This window comes from Kitasatospora sp. NPDC001095 (assembly GCF_053598615.1).
On record NZ_JBSFKQ010000027.1, the window covers coordinates 1 to 20,922 of the forward strand.

Genomic DNA, 20,922 nt, shown 5'->3' on the forward strand with positions numbered 1-20,922 from the left:
CCGTTCACCGGCGGGACAGGTGCCGGTGTGGCTTGATGCAGCAATTGTTGCCAGGCGGGGCCGGTCACCGACAAGACCCCCTCGCTACGACCCCCCGTCGCAGCCATGGGTGAACGGCGGTTGATCCGAGGAGTGGACGCCCGGAGCGCGGCGGCCCCCGCCGACCCCTCGCGGCCTGCGCAAACACTCCCCGACCACTCGCCAAATAGTCTCAAAATGGCGCAAAACGGACACCACTATCCGTCGTCGTATACCGCATTCCCGTGTGAGCGCACTCACCCCACAGGCCCCGGCAACATCACCGACCGGCCCACCGCCACCACGCTGAGTCAACACCGGGCGGCCGCCAGTGAGACCGCCACCACACCGGCCGGCACGACGGCAGCCGGGCACGGTGCGAAGCCGTCGCAGGACGCGGCGGGGTCGGAGCCCTGTCCAGGGGGTGGAATTCCGCGCGCGGTGGACGGCGCGCGCGGCACCGTGGACGGCATGATTCTGCAACCGGAGACCGACGACCTCGCCGCCTACCTCACGGCGGACGAAGTGATCGACCACACGCACCCGGAGCTGCGGCGGGCGGCCGCCGGGCTGGCCACGCCGGAGGCGGCGTTCCACTACGTCCGCGACCAGGTGGCGCACTCCGCGGACGCCGGCTCGTACAGCGGGGCGTTCCGCGCCTCCGAGGTGCTGGCCGCGCGCAATGCGATCTGCCACGGCAAGTCCCTCCTGCTGGCCGCACTGCTACGGGCGCAGGGCGTGCCGACCGGCCTGTGCTACCAACGGCTGGAGGACGGCGAGGGCGGATTCGTGCTGCACGCCCTCAACGCCGTGCACCTGGACGGCCGCTGGTCCCGCCTGGACGCCCGGGGCAACCGCGAGGGGGTGGACGCGCAGTTCGACCTCAGTCGGGAACGGCTGGCCTGGCCGGTCCGGCCGGAGCGGGGCGAGCGCGACTACCCCGTGGTCTTCGTCGCACCGCCCGCCTCGCTGGTCCGGGCGCTCGCCCGGGCAGTGCCGGGCCGGTTCGGCCACGACTACCTGCCGGCCGAACTTCCGGGTGACGCGTCGGCCGGCCTCGGGTGAAGCGGGCGACCGCCACACATGAGCGGACACGAGGGGCCGCCCTGACCGGCGCCGTACGGAGCTACGAAGCCGGCGGGTAGGGGTTGCCGACGGGATTGCCGTCCGGAGGCACGTGTCCGTGCAGGGGCAGGATCGCCGGATGCGTGCCCAGCCGAATTCCGTACCGGCGCCGAAGGCGGTTCATCTCCAGCAGGGCTATCCCCGTGACCGTCACCGGCGCGCCCAGGATGAAGACGACGCCCAGAGCGAGGCCGAGGCCGTGCAGGTCACCGGAGAGCAGGTCCGGGACAGCCATCAGCCACGTCGTCACGGTGGCGAGCAGGGGCGGCAGACAGCGGTGCACTCCTGCGGTGCCGAAGAAGTTGTCGGACACGCAAAGACCCCCGGCGCCCACGAACCAGGTGAGCCAGAGCGCCGCCATGAGGCACAGCAGCATACGGAGCGGGGAAGCGCCGTTCGCCAGCGTCCACGTCAGCACCATCACCACGACCGAACCGATGAACAGCAGCAGCAGTTTGAGCGAGTTCACCAGCGGGGTGCGCAGCTGGCGGACGGTTCCGGTACGCCGCCACACGTAGAGCATCACACCGACCGTCAGCGGCGTGATCAGCAGGAGGACGAGACTCGCCGTCAGCACCTTCTCCAGCATCCCGTCGAAGGAGAAACCGCCCTCCACGAAGCTGTAGACACCGATCGCCGCGACCACGCCGCAGATGACTCGGACGCGTTTGAGGGAATCCACGGCGGGATCGACCGACTCGGGCACCCACGCCGGGTGGAAGACCGCCTTCGCCACGTTCTTGGGATTGCGGAACGACCTCACGGTCAGCCTGTCGCTGAGCCAACGCTCACGCCCGCCGGTCAATTGTCGTCCCCCTGCTTCTCGGTCTGCCAAGATCGCCGGAGAGTCTATGGGAGGGGCACGGCGCGCCGATCTCCGTCCCCCGCTCAGCGGCCGGATGCCGACGGGCCGGTTGCCGACCTGGCGGAGGGCGGCGGTGCGGCCGGCTTCCCGGGCCGCGCCCACACCGGCCGGCGTGGGCGGTCGGCGTGGGCGGCGGGTCAGAACTGCCAGACGTCGACCGAAAAGCAATGTTGAAACTTCAACCAACACGAACCACCGTATTGGCCGCGAATTCGAGCGTCAAGTGATGGAACGAAGTCGATGAAGTGAAGTAGTCGTGATGGACCAGGGCGAGCTCGAACGAATTCGAGCCGGGCGCTTCACGAGGGGCGGGGCCCGGGCGTGGTCGGGGCGGGTCGGTTCGCGCGTTCCAGGTCGACGAGCAGGCGTTCGATGTCGGTGATCAGCGATCCGTAGACGTGCCAGGCGCCCGGTTCGGCCAGCGTGCCGTGCGTGATCTCTTCGGTCATCGTCCTGTGCCAGGTCGTGGCGTCGTCGATCGCGCGGCGCAGCGGCCCGCAGAAGCTGTCGAGACCAGGGCCGGCGGCATGCCCGGGGGCGGCGAACGACTCCATCGCCCGTTCCGCCGTTTCCAGGGTCGCCGCGTACCGGTCGAGGAAGAGTCGGTTCAGGTGGTGGCCGGTGGGCCGGTCGTCGACGGCGTCGGCCAGTGTCCGTGCGATGCCCCGGACCTGGAAGGAGACCCGGTGCAGGGCGCGCAGCGCCTTGCTGTGGTCCGTCGGCTCCTGTTGTCCGTGGACGATGCACCGCGTGTTCCAGCGCAGGCTCTCCTGGCTCTGGCGTAGGTCCTCCTCCGCCTGGAGTACCAGGTCGTCGAGGTGTCTGCCCCGCTCGAGCCACAGGTGGGCGCGGTCGGTGTGCTGCCGTTCACGCAGTCCGCGGCCCATGTCGCCGAGCAGTTCTCCCATGGCCGCGGCGAGTTCGCGTACCGAGGCGTCGGAGGCGCCGAGGTGTACGGGCGGAAGGATGAGGGCGTTGACCGCGATGCCGGCGGCCGCGCCGGTGAGGGCGGCCAGGGTCAGGGTGATGACGTGGCCCACGGGGAAGGCCGTCGCCGCCGCCAGGGTGAGCGTCGCCGTCGAGGCGATCTGCAGGCGGCTGTCGGAGCCCCGGCGGCCTCCGGCGACCAGTGCGATGGCCGGGATCGCGGCGATGCTTCCCGCGGCCGGGCCGAGCAGCCACACGACGACCACGGCCAGTGACAGCCCCGCGGCCCGGGCGGCTACGCTGCGCAGCGCCTGCGTCACCGATCGGTAGATGGTCGGGGCGTTGACCATGGCCAGGGCGGTGGCCACGGCGAGGTACTGCTGTTGCCCGGGGAGCCACCACGACGCGGTCTGCCAGGCGAGGAGGGCCGCCATGAGTCCCTTGACACTGCGGGTGAGGGCGGTGGTCGACCATTCCGGGAGCGACAACCAGGGCGCGCGCGGCAGCCGCAGGGCGCGGCTTGGTGCCTCCCGCCACCGGACGATGGCGGCCGGACGCGACACGAAGGCCGGGGCTCTCATCTCTGTCCTCCTACTCCGTCTGCTGCTCACTTGTTGCGGCGGTGTGCCCCGTGTTGCGGCGGTGTGCCCCGCCGGGGTCGGTCGGGCCGCTGGAGGGAAGCGGCCAGGGCCGGGGCCGGGGCCTCAGGCAGTACCCGGCAGCAGCCGCGACAGTTCGGCGTCCAGGTCGTGTCCGTCGGCTTCCCGGCCGGCGGGTACCAGCTCGTCGGTGTGGAAGACGATGCGTACGGCGAGCGGGTCGTGGGAGCGGTAGGACAGGAGGGTCGGCAATGTGCCCGGTTCTCCCGAGGGGAGCCGGAGTTCCATGTCGAGCATTTGATCTGCACAGCCGTTCACGGCATGACTCCCGGTGTGGGTGGCGTCCCCCTGAACGGCGGATGCGAGCGCCCCGGCCGTGGGCGCCGCCGCCCGGCCGGACGCCGGTGTCCGGCCGGGCGGCGACGCGAGAGGGCGACTGGGAGCCGCGGTGTGCCGGCACCGAACTGGGCGCGCTCCCCCGCCCCGAGTCGTCGCAGGTCAGCGGAAGACGTGCGGGTTGAACCCGTACACGTTGATGACCTGGATGATCTGCCAGCCGTTGTCCCACCGGTAGAACCGGTGGCCGTCGTAGCGGCACCGGTGGCCGTGGTCATCGCTCTTCATGATCTTTCCTCCTTGATCGGCCCGGAGCCGTGGGGTGATGGCCCCGGGCGGCGCCCCGCTGTGGTGGGGCAAGAACGACGCTACCGGGAAACATGTTGAAACTTGTACATTTTTCCTGTGGGGTATGTCATGTCCACCGGGGAGGCGGGACGGGGAATACGGGACGGGGAATGCCGGACGGGGCCCCGAGCCGCGGCCGGTCGGGCTGGGCGCCGATCTCGCCATGCTCGACGGCTCCGACCTCGCCCACGCCCTCGTCCATGTGGCATGAGGGCCTTTCTGGCCGTAGGTGCAGATGTCGCAATCCACACCGAGCCAGAAGGCCCTCACTCACTTCAAGATCACCACGTCGTGAGCCCTGGCACCAACCTCCGCGGTCAGTACACCTAGCTCGGTACGCGGACCATCGACGTGACGGTCAGCGGTCCCAGCGGGGTCTCGCCGAGCGTGGTGAAGTCGAAGTGGCGGTAAAGGGGGACATTCGCCGGGTCCGCCGTGGTCAGGTGGACTGCTCCCGGCGTCGTCGTCAGGACGTGGTCCAGGAGGGTGCGGCCCGCTCCACGGCCGGTGAGGTCCGGGCGGACTCCGACGAACTCCAGGGTCCAGGCCCCCGCGGGGGCCCCGCCCTCGGTGGCGTCCAGATAACGCAGGGTCCGGCCGAGGGCGTACGGCCCACTGCTCAGCAGGGTCCTGGCCGCCCAGAGCGCGCGGGCGCCGGCGGACGGGGTCGCGCCCGGCGGGGTCAGGACGGCTGCCGCCAGGAGCCGTCCGTCGGTGTCCACCAGAGCCGTACGGCGGGCCCCGGCGAGGCCGGCGTGGGTGCGCAGGGTGGCGCGGAACCAGCGAGCGCGGGCGGAGTGCGCGCCGCCGCAGATCCAGGAGACGGCCGGCTCCCGGGCGAACGCGGCGGCCAGCAGATCGGCGCAGGCGGCCGGGTCGGGGTCGGTGTCGATCCGGCGGGAGGCTGCGGCAGCGAGGTCCTCAGACATCCCGACCCCGCTCCAGGGGCGCCTCGGGCACGAGGTGGCAGACGAGCAGCTTGAGGAAGAACAGTGGTGCAAACCAGGCAAGCGCGGCCGGCACCGGCAGCCAGAACAGGTTGACCAGGACGGCTGCCATCAACACCGCCATCGCCACGGGCCGCCTGAGGTGGACGGGCGCGAACTCCACCGCCACCGCCCCGCCGAGGAGCAGCGCGGCATTCGCCGAGGTCCAGGCGAGGTCGCCGGAGAGGACGTACAGCCCCATCGCGGCGAGGTGGATCAGGTGCGCCGAGACGAACAGCAGCCGGGCGCGCCGCGCCGCCGGGTCGGCCCGGTGGTACCAACGCTTCGCGGCGTTGGTGGCGTTGGTCAGGACCCCGCCGATCAGGTCGAGCCCGGCCAGGGCGACCACGACGAGTTGCCCTGTCGACCAGTCGCGTGCGGCTCCCGAGCTCCACAGTCCGGCGGCCAGCAGCAGGGCACAGCCGAGGAGGCCGATGGTCTCCACCGCGGACTCGGAGCGGGACTTGCCCGGGCCCATGAACCGTTCCAGGCGGCCGGCGAGGCCGGATGGGGTGGCCGGTATCTCCCAGGAGATCCTCAGGTCAGTGCGCATCGTTCGGCTCCTGTCCGGGGGCCGCGGTCACCGCTGCACCCCACAGGCCGCGCAGGAGGGTCCACAGCTGGTCCGGGGGGGCACCCTCCGGGAGGCCTTCGAGGGATCCGCTCGTCATCAGGGCCACGGCCCAGGCGTCCGCGGCCCGGACGACGGCGGCGGTCGCCGACACCATCAGTGCGTGGTCCACATCGGTACGGATCATCCCGAGCCGACGGCCGTCCGTGACCAGGGCGCCGAACCAGTCGAGCCACAGGCTTCCGTCGCTGCGCCCGATGGCAGCGTCGGCGAGGGCCAGGTCCTCGGGGTGGTCCCTCAGATGGGCGGCGAGGGCGGCGGATCCAGCGGTGAACCGGGCGCCGAAGTCCTCCTCGTCGCGGGCCGGGTCCCAGGGTCCGAGGGCGTCCAGCAGTCGGTCGAGGACTCCGTCGAGGACCGCGGTGAGCAGGTCCTCCCGGCCGTCGAAGTAGTGGTAGGCGGCGGTCTTGGAGACTTCTGCCGCCTCGATGATCTTGTTGTAGGAGGCGCCTTCGGCGCCGTGCTCGGCGAAGTGCCGACGCGCGACTCCCAGGATGTGCTCCCGGCGTTCTGCGGGCAGGCGGTCGAAACGAGGAAGGGGCATGAACGCATGATACGCACTAGTGGGGTGTACTGCTAGTACACCCCACCGGTTATTGTGGAGGGCGAGCCGCGGTCACTGAGGTTGAACTCGTGAAATCGCGGGGTTACTCAGGCCAGCCTGATGGTCAGGCCGGTCTCGGTGAGGCAGCCGTCTATGAGGGTCAGCAGCTCGGCCGTCGCCGGAGACCTGAGCCACGGGTCCGAACCCGCCACACCCCACCTCCCCTCGCCACCGCCCTTCGCGCGATGCCTCCACCGCCCACACCACGCCAGCACTGGGATCGGTGGGCCGGTGACTTCGCGCGGGACGATGACGGCGTCGCGCCAGCGGCCATGGTGGGGTCGCCGGCCGGTACGGGACCGATCAGCACGATGTCCTGCCGCGGCCGCCGCGCGGGCGAGATCGCCAGCAGCGGTGCAAGGTGCTCCAGCCCTCGGTCCGCGGCTGACTTCGAGATGCCGAACAACGGCGCGACCTGCCGCAACGTCAGATGGGTCCGCCAGTACGTGGCAACCAGCAGCACCCGGTCCTCCAGGCAGAGCCGCCACGGCCGGCCGCGCTGGATGTCACCGCCGTGACGGCGGACCAGTGCGACCAGCTTGCGGAACTGCGACTCGTGCGACCCCGAGAACGGCTCGATCCACATCGGATCACTCGCCGAGATCACCCCACCCCTGCCGTGACCAAGGCGGAAGCAAGGCGGCAGTTACGGGACAACCTTTAGGGCTTCACATCAAGACGCACAAGGGCACCGATTTCCACGAGCTGGTCGGGCAACGCCAAGTCCGATATGCCCATGACCGTGCTGGTCGGCCGGTGCTCCCCGAAGTACCCGGCATGAAGGCGTGCTGCCGCTTCGAAGTTCTCCCGCAGATTCCTCACCAGTACCGTGGTTTCCACGATCTGGCTCCGTTCAGCTCCGAACTTCCTCAGGACCAGGTCAAGGTTCTCCAGCGTGGTTCGAACCTGCAGTTCGAAGTCGCCAGCACCTACGAAGTCTCCATTCCGGTCATGGGACAACTGACCTGACACATAGACGGTTTCACCTACCTGAATGGCCTGACTGTAACCGTACAGCGATTCCCACGGCATACCGAACCCGTATGCCTTCACCTGAGAACTCACGAATCACTCCTTCGATACAGCACCCGGTGCTGCCAGTTGCAGACGGGAGCCTTACGGGCAGAAGTTACAGGTTCTCTGAAATTTCAATTGCCCGGCCGCGAAGTCGAATTATTCTCTGCACGCACAGACGGGCGGTGAACGCAGCCAAGCCCTCGTCGAGGATCGCCTTGTCGGCGCACACCTGCGTCCGGACCGGCGGCTCGGTGTCCGTGTCGGAGGTCACCGTCGAGCCCAGGCCGGGCCGAGTGGGCGTTCACCGCCCCCTCGTCATCGCCCGGCGCGTGGGAACGGGACACCCACCAGCGCGAGCGGAAGAACCGTCAGGAGCAGGCCGTCGCCGCCTGTCTGCCTGGAGCCGACCACCGTGCCCGGGAGGACCTCGCGACGCGGCGCGGCTCGCCTGCGCCCTGGGCTGAACCGCAACGGGACAGCGCGGGGCCGTGCGGAACCGGACCGGCCGGCCGATGCTTCGCGATCGGGCCGGCACCGCTCACCGGTCTCCCGCCATCGCGGAGGGCGATCCGTCAGGGGTGCCTCCACCGGGTGCGGTGCCCCAGTGGCGTTCGACCCATCCGCCGATCAGGTCCAGGACGTGGGCGCTCACCGGCTGCCGGACCGCGCGCCGGTAGCCCTTGGGGCCCAAGGATCGCGGGTCCGGGCGGAAGAGGTGGCTGAGGTCGGCCAGGACGTGCCCTTCGAAGGGACCGGGTACCAGGCGGCCGATGGCGTCCACGTCCCCCGGTGGGACCTGCAGATCGGCGCCGCCCGTGACCGCGAGGAGCGGAACCGTGATCCGGGCGAGGTCCGGCACGGGATCGTGGGCGATGAAGTCACGCGTCCACAGTGCGTTCACCCGTTGTCCCTGGAGGCGCAGCTCGGCGCCGTCGGAGGCGGTGATCCTCTCAAGGTTCCTACGCTGGAGGCGGTGGACGTCCGTGCGCATCACCCGCAGGAGGAGTGTGACCGGCAGTGGCAGCCTGGTGGCCAGCTGCTCCGCCTGCCAGGCGAGGACGTCGGCACCGGGGCGTGCGGCGGCGGAGAGCAGGACCGCTCCGGCCACTTGGTCGTCGGCGGCGAGCCGTGCCGCGTACCAGGCGCCCTCGCTGTGTCCGATGACCAGGAGGGGCAGTCCGGCGGCCCGGTCGGCGAGCCAGGCGAGCGCCGCCTGGGCATCGGCGAGCCCGTCGCCCATCCCGCTTCGCAGGAAGTCCCCGCCGCTGCCTCCGACGCCGCGTTTGTCGTAGCGCAGTGTCGACACCCGGGCCTCGGCCAGGGTGTCCGCAACGGCACGGGTGACCCCGGTCCTGAGCATCGGCCCACCGGGCAGCCGTACGTCCGAATCGCGGTTCACCTTGCCGGATCCCGGGATCAACAGCGCGGCGGCGACGGAGTCGGCTGCCTCGGTGAACGTCCCGGCCAGTGAACAGTCGTTGCTGCTGATGCGTACTGCCTCAGCTGTCATGGTCCCCTCCGTTGTTTCCTCGTGGCCGCCGATGCCCGTCACCGCGGGCATCGGCGTGAAACCGCGCGCGGGCGCCAGTCAGCTCGTCAGGGCGTGCTCGACGAGCGCCACCGTCGCCCGCGGGTCGCTGACCTGGATCACGAGGCGGGCGTACCGCTCGTCGGCCAGTTGGATGACCACCGCCTTCGCCGGGTCGCGGACGTCCCAGAAGATCCGTTCGCCGTCGACGTGGAAGGTGCCGGCGGTCACGACGCCCGGAACGTGGGTGCCGGGCGCCCGCGTCCCCTTGGGCTCCTTGGCGATCCCGGGGTCCTCGGTGGCGCCGCGCACGTGTGCCAGCGGAATGGTCAGGCGGCTCTTGAGCGCCCAGAGTTTGTCCAGTCCCTCGATCTCCACGATCAGGTTGCCGCCGTCGACGCTGACATGTGCCATGGTGTGTCCTTTGCAGTGGGTGGGTGTCTCAGGAGCGGCCGAGGTGCTGCGCGAGAGCGGCGCCGGCGCGGATGTCGTCCCCGTCGGCCGTCCCGGACCTGGACCGGGTGCGCAGCCCGATGAGCAGGGCGGTGGCCGCCGGGGGGAGGGTGAGGGCGTCGTCGTCCCCGCCCGCGGGGGCCGCTGTGGCGACCGCGCGGTCCAGGGCGGCGAACGCCTCGCCGACCAGTCGTGCCACCTCGGCGTCCACCGGTGCCCGTTCGACTGCCGCCAGCAGGAGCAGGTCGAGGTCCGTTCCGGTGACCGCGTCAGCGAGGACCTGCTGCGTCCCCTCCGCGCGGCCGGCCGTTTCGGCGATCCGTGCGGCCAGCCCGGCGACTTGATGGTCCACCATCCACTTCAGCGCGGTCAGGTAGAGCCCGCGTTTGCTCCCGAACGTCTTGTACAGGCTGTTCCGGTGCACACCGAGGTGTGAGACCAGGTCGTCCACGGATGTGCCGTCATAGGTCCGGACGGCGAACAGCTTCGCCGCCGACCGGACCACGTCGGCCTCATCGAATCCTCTCGGTCGTCCCATGGGAGGACCGTATTCAATTTAGGAACAGTTAGTCAAGAACGATCGTTCCTTTTCTGTCCGGGCGTCGCAGGCGGGCCGGTCCAGCAGCGGCGCGCACAGGCCGCACAGCAGCACGGTCCGAAGGTCGTGGATGACCACGGTCCGTGGGGCGTCGTGATCCGACGAACGGCCGGTGGGAGCGGCTGGAGACGTTGCTGCCGGTGGGCAGGAAGCCGGGCCGGTCGCGGACCCGGGCCCGTCGGCAGCTGATCGACGGGATACGGTGGCGAACCCGGACCGGCGCGCCGTGCTACAGGCCCTGGAAGGATGCGGCCCGAGTGGCCCGCGGGTCCCTGGGTGAGGCTGCACGGAGCGGCGCCCGACGCCCGATCAGCGCCCCCGGGGGAAGGCGGCGCGCAGTGCGGAGCCACGGGTCAGGAACGCGACTCGGATGACGGGCAGCATGCAGACGACCTGCATCACGGCGTACCACGGCGGACAGACACCGGGGATCAGGTCGACGCCGATGATCGCGATCGGCATGATGACGGTGAGAGCCCTCACGCGCTCGAAGGCCCGTCGAGATCCCCGGGAAGCGGATCCGGTCATCCGGTGGACCAGCACGGCGACTACGGGCAGCAGGACTGCCCGGACCCACATGAACGTGTTCACCGTGTGTCCGCTGACCGATACCGCGATGACCGCGAAGAGGGCGGCGGCGCTCAGTGCGCCGTAAACCTTGATGCTGCTCTTCGCTGTGCCGAAGGCCCCTTGGGTGCGGGGGGTGTTGAGGAGTGCTGCCTCGGCCGTGGAGTGCGCGCTGGTTTCCATGCTCACGACGCTATGAAGTGCTTGGCTGACGCGGTATCCGTCTGGACACACAGGCGGGTGGGGGTAGCCCCACTCCCTGCCTGAACAGGGAAGTAGCGGGCTCCGCGCGGTGCACAGTGGGAGCACCGAACGGCAAGCGAAGGATGGGTCATGAGGCAGCTGGGTTCGTGGGTGGCGCGCGTCGGCGTGGGTTTCGTGCGGGGATGCGTCGTCGCGGTCGTCGGCATGCTGGTCCCGGCCGTGTGGGCCGCCGCCGTGGCGCTGGGGATCTGGTGGGGGGCGGGAAACCCGTGGTCGTGGGTAGCGCCGCTCGTGCTGGTGTGTGCGGGGACGCTCGCGTTGTCCCGCCCGGTCTGCCGGATGGTCCGCTTCCTCGTCGCGAGGTGGAGCGCCACCGTCATCCCCGCCGGATACCGGCAGGCCGGAGTGGTGACGCGGATGTCCACCGGGTACTGGTGGAACGGCTTCTCCTACGAGCGCACCCGCCGGGACGCCCTCCTGGATCAGAAGTGGCGGCTCCGGTGGAAAGACCCCGCCACCTGGCGCGACCTGCGGTTCACGGGGATCGTGCCGCTCACCGCTGGCGTGGTCGCCGCCCTACCGCCGGCCGGGGTGGCCGCGGCGGTCCTCGGGCTCGGCCGGCCGGGGCTCGCCACGCGCCTCGTCGGGGCGCTCGGCCTGGTCGGGGCTGTCGCCTCCGCCCCGTACGCCTGGCGGCTCGTCGAGCCGGTGGCCGTCCGCTTCCTGCGTCCGTCGCCCGCGATGGTGCTGGCGGACCGGGTGGACGAGTTGACCGCCCAGCGCGCGGACTCGACGATCGCGCAGGCTGCCGAGATCCGCCGGATCGAAAGGGACCTGCACGACGGGGCGCAGGCCCGCCTGGTTGCACTCGGGCTCTCCCTGGCGACCGCGGAGAAGCTGATGGAGACCGACCCGGAACGGGCCAAGGCACTGATGCGGGACGCGCGGGTCGGCGCCACCGCCTCGCTGGCCGAGCTCCGCGAGCTGATCCGTGGGATCAGTCCACCCGTGCTGAACGAGCGCGGGCTCGTCGACGCAGTGCGCGCCCTCGCTCTGGACATCCCGCTCGACGTGGCCGTCAGCGCTGACGCCCGGCTGACCCTGGATGCGCCGATCGAGTCGGCCGTCTACTTCGGCGTCGCCGAGCTGCTGACCAACGCGGTCCGGCATTCCCACGCGTCGCGGGCGCGCGTCTGCCTCGCCAGGGACGAGGACGACCTCGTCGTCGAGGTTGAGGACGACGGCCGGGGCGGGGCCGACGAGCGACCCGGCGGCGGGCTCGCCGGTCTGCGCCGCCGCCTCGCGGTCTTCGACGGCACCCTGGAGATCACCAGCCCACCGGGCGGCCCGACCTGTGTCAGGATGGCGCTGCCATGCGAATCGTTGTAGCCGAAGACCTCTACCTCCTGCGCGACGGGATGGTCCGCCTGATCGAGGCGTACGGGCACCAGGTGGTGGCGACAGCGACCACCGGACCCGAAACGCTCGACGCGCTGCGGACGTGGCGCCCGGATGTGTCCGTCATCGACGTCCGCATGCCACCGGACCAGTCGGACGAGGGCCTGCGGGCGGCCCTCGCCGCCCGCAGCGAGATGCCCGGTCTGCCGGTCCTCATCCTCTCCCAGCACGTCGAGCAGTTGTACGCCCGCGAGCTCCTGGCCGACGGCTCCGGCGGCGTCGGCTACCTCCTCAAGGAGAGCGTGTTCGAGGCCGACCAGTTCATCGGCGCCCTGGAACGCGTCGCGGGCGGCGGGACCGCCATGGACCCGGCTGTCATCGCGAAACTGCTGACCAACAGTTCCCCGAACCGGGGACTCAAGCGGCTCACCGAACGCGAGTACTCCGTGCTGGCCCTGATGGCCGAGGGGCTGTCCAACCAGGCCATCGGCCGCCGGCTCTTTCTCAGCGAGAGCGCCATCAGCAAGTACACCACCTCCTTGTTCGGCAAGCTGGGCATCTCCGACGATGACGACACCAACCGCCGCGTCCGCGCCGTCCTCACCTACCTGAACAAGCCCTAGCTTGATCCAGCCGCTGGCAGCTCACCGGTACCCCCCCGTACTCGTCGGCCTCGTGCTCCGTCAGACCCGCATGATGCCGGCCCGGCCGCGGGTCAGGAACGCCCTCAGCCAGGCGCGCTGGTCGATCAACTCGCGCATGGTGTGGGAGACGTGGGTGATCAGACGGTCCCGGACCAGCACGATCGGCGCCTTGACGAGGTGGTGGCCACCGTCGACCAGGGCGATGAAGTCGCGCTCGCCCGTTCTGCGGCGCTGACCCCCGCCCGCGGGGTGGGTGCGCAGGCGGTGGCCCAGCCTGGTGCGCGAGCCCGGCCGCATGGCGATCGGTCCCGCCACGGACAGGCGTCCCGAGCGGCGGCCGCTGACGGTCGCTGTTTCGCCGTGTCGCCGGTTCAACGGCGCGTTCGCGTCGGTCATGGTGTCGTCGAGGCCGTACGGGACGCGTGGTGCCGCGTGCCGGTGACGATGAGCGAAACGTTCTGCCCACCGAAGCCGAAGGAGTTGCTGAGCACGGCCTCCTGGGGGACGTCTCGTCGCTCTGCGACGACATCGAGATCGATGTCGGGATCGACGCCGGCCTCGGTGAGGTTGCGGGTCGGTGGGATGACACCGTGCTCCACACTGAGGACGGCGATGAGTGCTTCGATCGCGCCGGCTGCGCCGAAGAGATGACCGAGCGCGGCCTTGGGGGCTGTCACGGTGGCGTGGCCGAAGACCTCCCTGATCGCGCGTGCCTCGGCGACGTCGCCGACCGGAGTTCCGGTGGCGTGGGCGTTGATGTGGCTGATCCGCTCGGGAGCCAGACCGGCTTGCGCGAGGGCCTTGCGCATGGCGGAGATCTGACCGGAGCCGTCGGGAGCGGGCGCCGTGATGTGGTGGGCGTCGGCGGCGATGCCGGCGCCCGCGAGCACCGCGTGGACGCGCGCGCCTCGGGCCCTGGCATGCTCGGCGCTTTCGAGCACCATGACGGCGGCGCCCTCGCTGAGGACGAATCCGCTGCGGTCCGCGGCGAACGGCCGTGACGCGGAGGCGTGTTCGGCGGTGTGCCTCGACAGTGCTTGTGCCTGGGCGAAGCCGGCGACGGTGATCGGGGTGGTCGCGGCCTCGGTCCCGCCCGCGATGACCACGTCCGCCTCGCCGGCACGGATGAGCCTGGCCCCCAGAGCGATCGCCTCGGCACCGGAAGAGCACGCCGAGACCGGCGTGTAGACCCCGGCCCGTGCGCCGTATTCGATGCCGATCAGCGCTGCTGCCGCATTGGGCATGAGCATCGGGACCGTGCGTGGCGAGACGCGCCGGGTCCCGGCCGCTTCCAGTACGTCGTCCTCCTTCAGCAGCGTCCCTATCCCGCCGATGCCCGTGCCGATCGCCGAGGCGAGCCGGTCCGGGTCCACCTCTGGGGCGCCGGCGTCGGCCCAGGCTTCGGCCGCCGCGATGAGGGCCGCCTGCTGCGAGCGGTCGAGCCGCCTGGCCTTTACCGGCAGCAGCAACTCGGCGGGGTCGATCGCCATCGTCCCCGCGACGGTGTCGGGAAGACGGACGTCCTCGTGGCCGGGCAGGACGCACCCGCGGATGCCCGATTCGCCGGCAAGCAGGGCCTCCCAGGTGGACGCCACGTCTGCCCCGAGTGGTGTGATCGCGCCGAGTCCGGTCACGACGACTTCAGTCCGGTGCATGCCCCTCAACCTTTCTTGTATGCGATACAAGCGAACGCCCCTGTTGTATCACATACAATTTCGCTGTGGAGAAGAAGCGAACCGAAGACCGATCGACGTCGGCCCGGTCGCGTGACCGCGGTCGCGCGACGAGGCGTCGGCTGATCGAGGCAACTGCACGGCTCTGCAAGGAACGGCCCGGCGCTGAAGTGAGCGTCGCGGAGATCGCGAACGCGGCAGGCGTCTTCCCCAATCAGGTCACCTACCACTTCGGCTCCAAGGACTCCCTCCTCGTGCACGCCGCCTTTCTCGGCTTGCTGCACGACGCCCGACGGATCGAACGCATCGGTCGCCAAGCCCCCGATGCGGCGACATTTCGGCGCAACATCGCCCGCGCCGTACTGGCCATGCCCTCGCTCCCGTCAGTCACGCGAGCGCTCGCCGCCGGGATCTCCAAGCCCGAACTCGCCTCCGTGGTCGACCAGCACCTCCAGTTGCTGTTCCGGCAATCCGAGCGTTTCGTGAGCCAGCTCATCGACAGTCGCGGCTGGAGGACCCGTCGACCGCTCAACGTGGAAGCCAGGACGTTCTGGAGCACCGCGCTCGGCGCAGTGCTGCTCGTCCGCGCCGGGGCCCATGGCACCGTCGCCGAACTCGACCTCGCCGGAGCACTGACCATCCACGACGAACCCGATCCCGGTTAGCCCAGTCGAACAGGCCGGCGACAACGTGCGCGGTTCCCGCGCGACGGTGGCTTTGTCGCGGTCGGCGTGTTTGCCCGGATCCGCTACGCAGAGCTACTTGTCACTTCGCCGCAGCTTCGGGAGAACAGGGCCTTGAGCCCCGCGAGTTCGCGAAAACTGGCGGAAGGCTATGGCGTTCTCCGCCACCCACTGCCGGAAGGGCCTGACCGCCGAGCCGGGGGCCCGTGCGACCGTGTCGCGCACCTGCTGCAGCGCTTCGTTGACGTCTCCGCCCATCACGTCCGGCCTGCGCCCGGGTCTGGGAGCAGGCGGGTGAGGACCGGGGCGGGGCACGCGTGGGAGCGGCGCCGGCGGTCCTTCCTGCGGCCGCTGGTGGTCCTGGTCGGCGCGGCGGCCGGGGTGCGCGCGGCGGTGGCGGACCTGCGGTTGGCCGCCGAGGAGAACCCGGCCGTCGCCGAGATGCTGGCCGCCGTCCCGGCCGGCGCCGCCCGGAGCGAGGACCTGTTCCAGCGCGGACCGGCCGCACCGATCCGGCACCTGCTCGGCTCCCGGGGTGGGGGCGTGCGGGTGGACGGAGCCGTAGGCGGCGGGCGGGAACGGCGAAGGGGCGGCCCGAGCGCGGGCCGCCCCGGCTTCGCCTGCGGCTGCAGGGCGGATTGCAGGTCAGTTGTCCGCCGGCTCCTGAGCGCGCTGGGAGCTGCGGAGTTGTTCGTTGATCCGCAGGGCTTCCTCGAGTTGGTCTTCGAGGATGACGATGCGGCAGGCGGCTTCGATGGGGGTGCCCTGGTTGACGAGGTCGCGGGCGCGCATGGCGATGCGCAGTTGGTAGCGGGAGTAGCGGCGGTGTCCGCCGTCGGAGCGCAGGGGGGTGATGAGGCGGTGCTCGCCGAGGGCTCGAAGGAAGCCGGGGGTGGTGCCGGTCATCTCGGCGGCGCGGCCCATGGTGTAGGCGGGGTAGTCGTCGTCGTCGAGCTTGTCGGGTGTGTCGGGGCTGGCCGTTGTAGTCACTGCACCTCTCTGGTTCTCGAGGAGAACGCGTCGAGGGGCCCCGGGGCCGTGTCGGCTCCAGGGCCCCGAAGGGGAACAACACCATCTACCGGCCTGGGCCGGTCCTGTTACTTCCGCACTGCCCCAAAAAAGCGGTGTGCGGGGATCGCGTATGCGTGACCGGAAACCACCGTCCTTGGGTTGGGGTCTGCGGTGTCCGCCCGGGCGAGTGTTCACGGGCCGGGCGATCCTGATGGCGCTTGCGCCCTCCATTCATCCTCTGTACTGAACTGTCACTTTTCGTACTGCTGGTACTGCACTCACTCGGCACGCGCGCCCGCAGTCTGGGCGCCTTTGCCGAGGTCCTGCCTGTCTTGCGACTGCCGGTACTCAACTCACTGAACTGCGTACTACCGGTACTGCTGGTGGCGGCCCCCGATACCTGCGGGCCGCCCGGTCCGGCAGCCAGTCCCGTCGCCGTCCTGCGCTTGCCTGGCTTCGGAACTCCGCTGCCGGACCGAACTGCGAACCTCTGTCCAACAACCCCGGCCAGTTCGTGTCTGGCCGGTATCGCCGACTGCTGTCTACGAGAGAAACGCTAGACCCACCCGCGAGCATTGTCTACTCCGGCGCACATAGATTTTGGGGCGACCACGAGTGAGGTATTCTCCCGCCACGGTCGCGTCGACGTGCTCTGCATCGACGAGCCCGGCTACATGGAACTCGACCGCCACGGCGCCGAGTTGCCGTTTCAGGTCCTCACCGAGCGGGAGGAGAAGAGCAGCGTCGCCATCGCCTCCAACGAGTCGTTCGCGAGGCAACCGGAGGAACGAAGCCACCCTGGTCAACGACCGAGACGGCGAGCAGCGACGGCGACCGAGACGGCCGGGTCACACCCGGCGCTCCTTCGCCGGGTAGAGCTTCGCGTGGAGCACGCCCCGTATCGGCGGTGCGCCTTCCACCTCCCTGCCGGACGGCGTCTGAGCCGCTGCCAGCGGTCTGCCAGCGGTCTGCCGGCGGTCTGCCGGCGTGGTGCGGAACTGTCGCAGGTGCCGGGCGGTGCGCCGCAACCGACGAGCGCCCACGACTGCCCGGACCGTCGACGAAAGGGCACCCGCGTGACTCGCACCTCCCCTCCCACCGGCCCGGCCGCAGGACCGCGCCGGCCCAGGGCCTCCCGCACCGCGGACCGGCGGAAGGCAGTCTCCTGGCGGCTCGTCGCCGGTGCCGCCGCGGCCACGGTGCTGGCCGCGGTGTGCCCGGCGACCGCGGTGGCCGCGCCGGACCCTGTCCCGGTGCCGCGAATCGCGTGGGCGGCGTGCGCGGACGGCTTCGAGTGTGCGACCGCCCGCGTCCCGCTGGATCACCACGACCCGCGCGGCGCCGGGATCGACCTTGCGGTCATCCGGCACCCGCCGCAGGACCGGGCCCACCGGATCGGCTCGCTGTTCTACAACCCCGGCGGCCCGGCCGTGGCCGGCACGGTGGCGTTGCCCATGATGCTCGGCCGGTTCCCCGAGGAGGTGCGCCGGCGGTTCGACATCGTCAGCTTCGATCCGCGCGGCACTGGTGGCAGTGCTCCGGTCCAGTGCTTCGACGGCCCGGCGGACGAGCAGGCCCTGCTGGCGGGCACGGCCGCCGGCTATCCCGAGGGCACGGACCAGCAGAACGCCTGGGCCGACGCCTACCAGCGCCTCGCCCGGCAGTGCGCGGCCCGCAACCCCGCCTTGCTGCCGCACATCTCCACCGCGAACGTGGCCCGGGACATGGACCTGCTCCGCCGCGCGGTCGGCGACCGGCAGCTCAGCTACCTGGGCACCTCGTACGGCAGCTACCTCGGCGCCACCTACGCCAACCTGTTCCCCGGCCGGGTGCGCGCCATGGTCCTCGACAGCGCCCCGGACCCGGTGGCCTGGTCGACCGGCCACGGAGACCAGGCCACCACCGCAGGCGGCCTGCTGCGCAACGGCAACGACGTGGCCGCCGCCCGCGTCCTGGACGCCTTCCTCGACCAGTGCGGCCAGGCCGGCCCCCGGACCTGCGCCTTCTCCGCCGGGACGGCTGCCGCGACCCGGGCCAGGTACGGGGAGCTGCTCCAGCGGCTGCGCACCCGGCCGGTCGTGGTCGACGGGGCGACCGTCACCGCCGGCTCGGCCGTGGAGGAGACGATCATCTCCCTGTACGCCACCAACCCCGTCGCGAAGCTGCCCATCGGCTGGAGCCGGCTCGGCAACAGGCTCCAGACGTTGTGGACCGCCACCGAGACCCCCTCCGCGCCGGGCACCCCGCTGCCGCCCGTCCCCCGCCAGTCACCGGACCAGCCGCTGGCGGTGGTCTGCTCGGACAGCGCCACCCCGCCCGCCGGGGCCGACTACCCCGCCCTGGCCGCGGACGCCCGGGCCCGCTCCGGCGAGGCCGGCCCGTACTTCGTCTGGGCCGACGAGCGCTGCGCCGACTGGCCCGCCCGGGACCGCGACCGGTACGACGGCCCGTGGAACCGCCCGACCGCCCGGCCGGTCCTGGTGGTCGCCAACACCGGGGACCCGGCCATGCCGTACGAGGGGTCCCGCGCGATGGCCCGCTCGCTCGCCCGCGCGCGGCTGCTGACCGTCGACGGCTACGGCCACACCGTGCTGGCCAATCCCAGCGACTGCGCCGCCGAGCACGAGACCCGTTACCTGATCGACGGCATGCTGCCCGCCCCCGATACGGTCTGCGCCCCCACCAAGCCGCCGTTCAGCGGCTGATCGCAAGCCCGGCCGCGCCACCCACCCCCGGGGGCGCGGCCGACGCACCCCCCCCCGGGGGGTCGGTCAGCCCGTCTCCAGGGCCAGCGACTCCGGTCGCGACAGCGCCCGGCCGCGTTCCCAGGCGGCCCGGAAGCCGACCTCCCCGAGGGCCTCGGCGCAGCCGTTCAGGACGGCCCGGAGCTCCGGATCGCCCGCGTCGTGGGTCCCGCGCAGGCCGTACGCCGCGCCCAGTGCCGCCGCCCCGCGTGCCGCCTCGCCGAGCGCGAGGCAGTACTCGGCGAACCCTTCCAGCACGTCCGCCCGCACTGGCTGGTCGCCGCTGTCCGCGGCCAGCTCCAGGGCCCGGCGGTGCAGCGGGCCGGCCGCGTGCGGCGCGCCGAGCCGCTGCCGGGTGCGGGCCAGGCTGGTGTGCAGCAGGGCGAGCAGGTGCAGGCGTCCGGGGGCGGCGAGGCCGGTCGCGGGCAGCTGCTCCAGGCGCCGCAGCGTCTCCTGCTGGCCGTGCAGCGCCGCCGCCAAGTCCCCTTCGCGCCGGGCGAGTTCGCCGAGCGCATAGCGGGCGGCGACCTGCAGGTGCGGGTCCTGGGCCCGTTCTGCCGCGGCCAGCGCGCGCTCCAGGTCGGCCCGGGCCGCGGTCGGCTCTCCGCAGCGCGCCCGCAGTCGGCCCGACAGCAGCAGGGACAGCGGCGCCTCGCCGGAGCCGCCCATCTCGGTGTCCCGTTCACCGGCCTCCGTCAGCGCCGCGAGGGCCTCGTCGGCGGCGCCGGTGACGGCCAGCAGCGCGGCCAGCGTGACCAGCGCCATGGCCGTCCCCCAGCGGTCGCCCACGGCGCGGAAGCCGTCGACCGAGGTCCGCAGGCAGTGCTCGGCGTGCGCGATCCGGCCCGCGCCCAGCTCGATTCGGCCGAGCACCAGATGGGCGGCGGCCCGCGCAGCGTGCGGTGCCGGTCGGGAGCGGTGCGTGAGCCGCGGTCCAGCAGCCGGAGCCGGTCGTGCAGTCGCGCCGCGACCTGCCCGGGGCTCAGGGCCCGCAGCCGGGCCGCCGCCAGTTCGAGGGCCAGCGGCAGGCCGTCCAGCTCGCGGCAGATCCGGACGACCGGCTCGACGGTGTCGTGGTCCAGGGTGAAGCCGGGGCAGGCTGCGGCTGCCCGTTGCGTGAAGAGGGCGACGGCCGGGTGCGCGAGCGCTTCCTGGGCGGTGGAGCCGGGTTCGGGCACGGCGAGCGGTGGTACCGGCCAGATCGCCTCGCCGGTGATTCCGAGCGGTTCGCGGCTGGTGGCCAGCACGGTGAGCCGGGGCGCGGCGGCCAGCAGGCGAAGGGTCAACCGGGCCGCGTCCTCGATCAGGTGCTCGCAGTTGTCCAGGACGAGCAGGACCTCACGGCCCTCCAGGGCCCGGATGATCCGGTCGACGGGTTCCCCGGCCTGATCGGCGGCGGGCAGGCCGCCGGCCAGCACGCCGGCCTCCGCCGGGCGGCAGACAGCGGTCAGCACGGCCTGCGTCACCGCGTCCGGCCCGTTGACGCCCGCGAGTTCGGCGAACCGTACGTCCGTGGCGGGCGGGGCGGCGCTCGCGGCCGCAATGGCCAGCCGGGTCTTTCCGACCCCGCCTGGCCCGGTCAGCGTCACCAGGCGGAAGCGGTGCAGGCTTTCCTCAACTGCTGCCAGCGCCTCGTCGCGGCCGACCAGGGCGGTGAGCCGAAGGGGTAGTGCCGCCCGCCCGGCCGGGAACCCCGCGGGAGGCGGGGCCGGCCATCGAACGGACGCGGCGGCGGACTGTCCGCCATATGTGACCACTCGTCAGGGAGGTTCCGATTGGCCATCCTTGGGGGGACTCGACGAAGGAACCGGGCCCCGACCGGGGCCGGACACGTGAGGGGGAAGCGTGGACAGGAACGATCAGCCGGACCGTCCCTGGCGGGAACCGGCCCGCCAGGTGCCGCCGCAGCCGCCTCGGCCGCCGACGATCGGGGACCGGGGCGGTATGCCCCTCGCGACCGGAC

22 protein-coding genes and 3 pseudogenes are annotated in these 20,922 nt (G+C 71.6%); 7 read left to right on the forward strand and 18 right to left on the reverse strand.

The window, feature by feature from the left end:
- The first annotated feature begins 489 nt into the window (after nucleotides 1–489).
- Nucleotides 490–1,083, forward strand: coding sequence for a transglutaminase domain-containing protein (locus ACWDBB_RS21830; protein WP_449791194.1), 594 nt, complete (start codon nucleotides 490–492; stop codon nucleotides 1,081–1,083).
- Nucleotides 1,084–1,144: 61 nt separating this feature from the next.
- Here ACWDBB_RS21830 and ACWDBB_RS21835 read toward each other — a convergent pair whose 3' ends face one another.
- The 12 genes and pseudogenes from ACWDBB_RS21835 to ACWDBB_RS21890 form a co-directional block, all read right to left on the reverse strand.
- A complete protein-coding gene (locus tag ACWDBB_RS21835) occupies nucleotides 1,145–1,948 on the reverse strand; it encodes a hypothetical protein (protein ID WP_449791195.1) in 804 nt (267 codons plus the stop codon).
- Nucleotides 1,949–2,307: 359 nt separating this feature from the next.
- Nucleotides 2,308–3,516, reverse strand: coding sequence for a hypothetical protein (locus ACWDBB_RS21840; protein ID WP_449791196.1), 1,209 nt, complete (start codon nucleotides 3,514–3,516; stop codon nucleotides 2,308–2,310).
- A 123-nt stretch (nucleotides 3,517–3,639) separates the two neighbouring features.
- On the reverse strand, nucleotides 3,640–3,822 hold the full coding sequence (locus ACWDBB_RS21845) for a hypothetical protein (RefSeq protein WP_449791197.1): 183 nt from the start codon (nucleotides 3,820–3,822) through the stop codon (nucleotides 3,640–3,642).
- A gap of 210 nt (nucleotides 3,823–4,032) precedes the next feature.
- On the reverse strand, nucleotides 4,033–4,158 hold the full coding sequence (locus ACWDBB_RS21850; RefSeq protein WP_449791198.1) for a hypothetical protein: 126 nt from the start codon (nucleotides 4,156–4,158) through the stop codon (nucleotides 4,033–4,035).
- A gap of 386 nt (nucleotides 4,159–4,544) precedes the next feature.
- Entirely contained in the window at nucleotides 4,545–5,147 is a 603-nt protein-coding gene (locus tag ACWDBB_RS21855) for a GNAT family N-acetyltransferase (RefSeq protein WP_449791199.1), read from the reverse strand.
- A complete protein-coding gene (locus ACWDBB_RS21860; RefSeq protein WP_449791200.1) occupies nucleotides 5,140–5,757 on the reverse strand; it encodes a hypothetical protein in 618 nt (205 codons plus the stop codon). The genes ACWDBB_RS21855 and ACWDBB_RS21860 overlap by 8 nt, the downstream gene beginning before the upstream one ends.
- Nucleotides 5,747–6,379 carry a TetR/AcrR family transcriptional regulator gene (locus ACWDBB_RS21865; protein ID WP_449791201.1) on the reverse strand — a complete coding sequence of 211 codons (633 nt, stop codon included), beginning with the start codon at nucleotides 6,377–6,379 and terminating at the stop codon, nucleotides 5,747–5,749. Before ACWDBB_RS21865 ends, ACWDBB_RS21860 begins: the two co-directional genes overlap by 11 nt.
- A gap of 328 nt (nucleotides 6,380–6,707) precedes the next feature.
- Nucleotides 6,708–7,025 (reverse strand): annotated as a pseudogene (locus tag ACWDBB_RS21870) (helix-turn-helix domain-containing protein); the annotation flags it as partial.
- Nucleotides 7,026–7,099: 74 nt separating this feature from the next.
- Nucleotides 7,100–7,504 (reverse strand): RidA family protein, encoded by a 405-nt coding sequence (locus ACWDBB_RS21875; RefSeq protein WP_449791202.1) that lies wholly within the window; start codon nucleotides 7,502–7,504, stop codon nucleotides 7,100–7,102.
- A gap of 490 nt (nucleotides 7,505–7,994) precedes the next feature.
- Nucleotides 7,995–8,966: an alpha/beta hydrolase gene (locus tag ACWDBB_RS21880; RefSeq protein WP_449791203.1), complete on the reverse strand. Its 972-nt coding sequence runs from the start codon at nucleotides 8,964–8,966 to the stop codon at nucleotides 7,995–7,997.
- A gap of 78 nt (nucleotides 8,967–9,044) precedes the next feature.
- The gene (locus tag ACWDBB_RS21885; protein WP_449791204.1) at nucleotides 9,045–9,398 is read right to left on the reverse strand and encodes a hypothetical protein; all 354 of its coding nucleotides are present in this window, start codon (nucleotides 9,396–9,398) and stop codon (nucleotides 9,045–9,047) included.
- Nucleotides 9,399–9,426: 28 nt separating this feature from the next.
- Complete coding sequence (locus ACWDBB_RS21890; protein WP_449791205.1) at nucleotides 9,427–9,975, reverse strand: TetR/AcrR family transcriptional regulator; 549 nt, start codon at nucleotides 9,973–9,975, stop codon at nucleotides 9,427–9,429.
- Nucleotides 9,976–10,175: 200 nt separating this feature from the next.
- Between ACWDBB_RS21890 and ACWDBB_RS21895 the strand changes: the two genes are divergently transcribed.
- Entirely contained in the window at nucleotides 10,176–10,409 is a 234-nt protein-coding gene (locus ACWDBB_RS21895; RefSeq protein WP_449791276.1) for a hypothetical protein, read from the forward strand.
- On the opposite strand, the gene ACWDBB_RS21900 is transcribed toward ACWDBB_RS21895, so the two are convergent.
- On the reverse strand, nucleotides 10,345–10,785 hold the full coding sequence (locus tag ACWDBB_RS21900) for a hypothetical protein (RefSeq protein WP_449791206.1): 441 nt from the start codon (nucleotides 10,783–10,785) through the stop codon (nucleotides 10,345–10,347). The two genes, ACWDBB_RS21895 and ACWDBB_RS21900, sit on opposite strands and share 65 nt — an antisense overlap.
- A gap of 150 nt (nucleotides 10,786–10,935) precedes the next feature.
- Here ACWDBB_RS21900 and ACWDBB_RS21905 point away from each other — a divergent pair, with 150 nt between their 5' ends.
- On the forward strand, nucleotides 10,936–12,195 hold the full coding sequence (locus ACWDBB_RS21905) for a sensor histidine kinase (RefSeq protein WP_449791207.1): 1,260 nt from the start codon (nucleotides 10,936–10,938) through the stop codon (nucleotides 12,193–12,195).
- Nucleotides 12,180–12,827, forward strand: coding sequence for a response regulator transcription factor (locus ACWDBB_RS21910; protein WP_449791208.1), 648 nt, complete (start codon nucleotides 12,180–12,182; stop codon nucleotides 12,825–12,827). Before ACWDBB_RS21905 ends, ACWDBB_RS21910 begins: the two co-directional genes overlap by 16 nt.
- 93 nt (nucleotides 12,828–12,920) lie before the next feature.
- Here ACWDBB_RS21910 and ACWDBB_RS21915 read toward each other — a convergent pair.
- Nucleotides 12,921–13,202 (reverse strand): annotated as a pseudogene (locus ACWDBB_RS21915) (IS630 family transposase); the annotation flags it as partial.
- A gap of 38 nt (nucleotides 13,203–13,240) precedes the next feature.
- Complete coding sequence (locus ACWDBB_RS21920) at nucleotides 13,241–14,503, reverse strand: beta-ketoacyl-[acyl-carrier-protein] synthase family protein (protein ID WP_449791209.1); 1,263 nt, start codon at nucleotides 14,501–14,503, stop codon at nucleotides 13,241–13,243.
- A 65-nt stretch (nucleotides 14,504–14,568) separates the two neighbouring features.
- Between ACWDBB_RS21920 and ACWDBB_RS21925 the strand changes: the two genes are divergently transcribed.
- Nucleotides 14,569–15,186: a TetR/AcrR family transcriptional regulator C-terminal domain-containing protein gene (locus ACWDBB_RS21925; protein WP_449791210.1), complete on the forward strand. Its 618-nt coding sequence runs from the start codon at nucleotides 14,569–14,571 to the stop codon at nucleotides 15,184–15,186.
- Between the two features lie 663 nt (nucleotides 15,187–15,849).
- On the opposite strand, the gene ACWDBB_RS21930 is transcribed toward ACWDBB_RS21925, so the two are convergent.
- Nucleotides 15,850–16,128, reverse strand: a complete 279-nt coding sequence (locus tag ACWDBB_RS21930; protein ID WP_449791277.1) for a helix-turn-helix domain-containing protein — start codon at nucleotides 16,126–16,128, stop codon at nucleotides 15,850–15,852.
- 716 nt (nucleotides 16,129–16,844) lie between these two features.
- Here ACWDBB_RS21930 and ACWDBB_RS21935 point away from each other — a divergent pair.
- Both ACWDBB_RS21935 and ACWDBB_RS21940 read left to right on the forward strand, forming a co-directional pair.
- A pseudogene (locus ACWDBB_RS21935) lies at nucleotides 16,845–16,985 on the forward strand (ATP-binding protein); the annotation flags it as partial.
- 483 nt (nucleotides 16,986–17,468) lie between these two features.
- The gene (locus tag ACWDBB_RS21940) at nucleotides 17,469–18,920 is read left to right on the forward strand and encodes an alpha/beta hydrolase (RefSeq protein ID WP_449791278.1); all 1,452 of its coding nucleotides are present in this window, start codon (nucleotides 17,469–17,471) and stop codon (nucleotides 18,918–18,920) included.
- 66 nt (nucleotides 18,921–18,986) lie between these two features.
- Here the strand turns inward: ACWDBB_RS21940 and ACWDBB_RS21945 are convergent, their stop codons facing one another.
- Nucleotides 18,987–19,724: a hypothetical protein gene (locus ACWDBB_RS21945; protein ID WP_449791211.1), complete on the reverse strand. Its 738-nt coding sequence runs from the start codon at nucleotides 19,722–19,724 to the stop codon at nucleotides 18,987–18,989.
- Nucleotides 19,655–20,716 carry an ATP-binding protein gene (locus ACWDBB_RS21950; protein WP_449791212.1) on the reverse strand — a complete coding sequence of 354 codons (1,062 nt, stop codon included), beginning with the start codon at nucleotides 20,714–20,716 and terminating at the stop codon, nucleotides 19,655–19,657. Before ACWDBB_RS21950 ends, ACWDBB_RS21945 begins: the two co-directional genes overlap by 70 nt.
- Nucleotides 20,717–20,922: the final 206 nt, after the last annotated feature.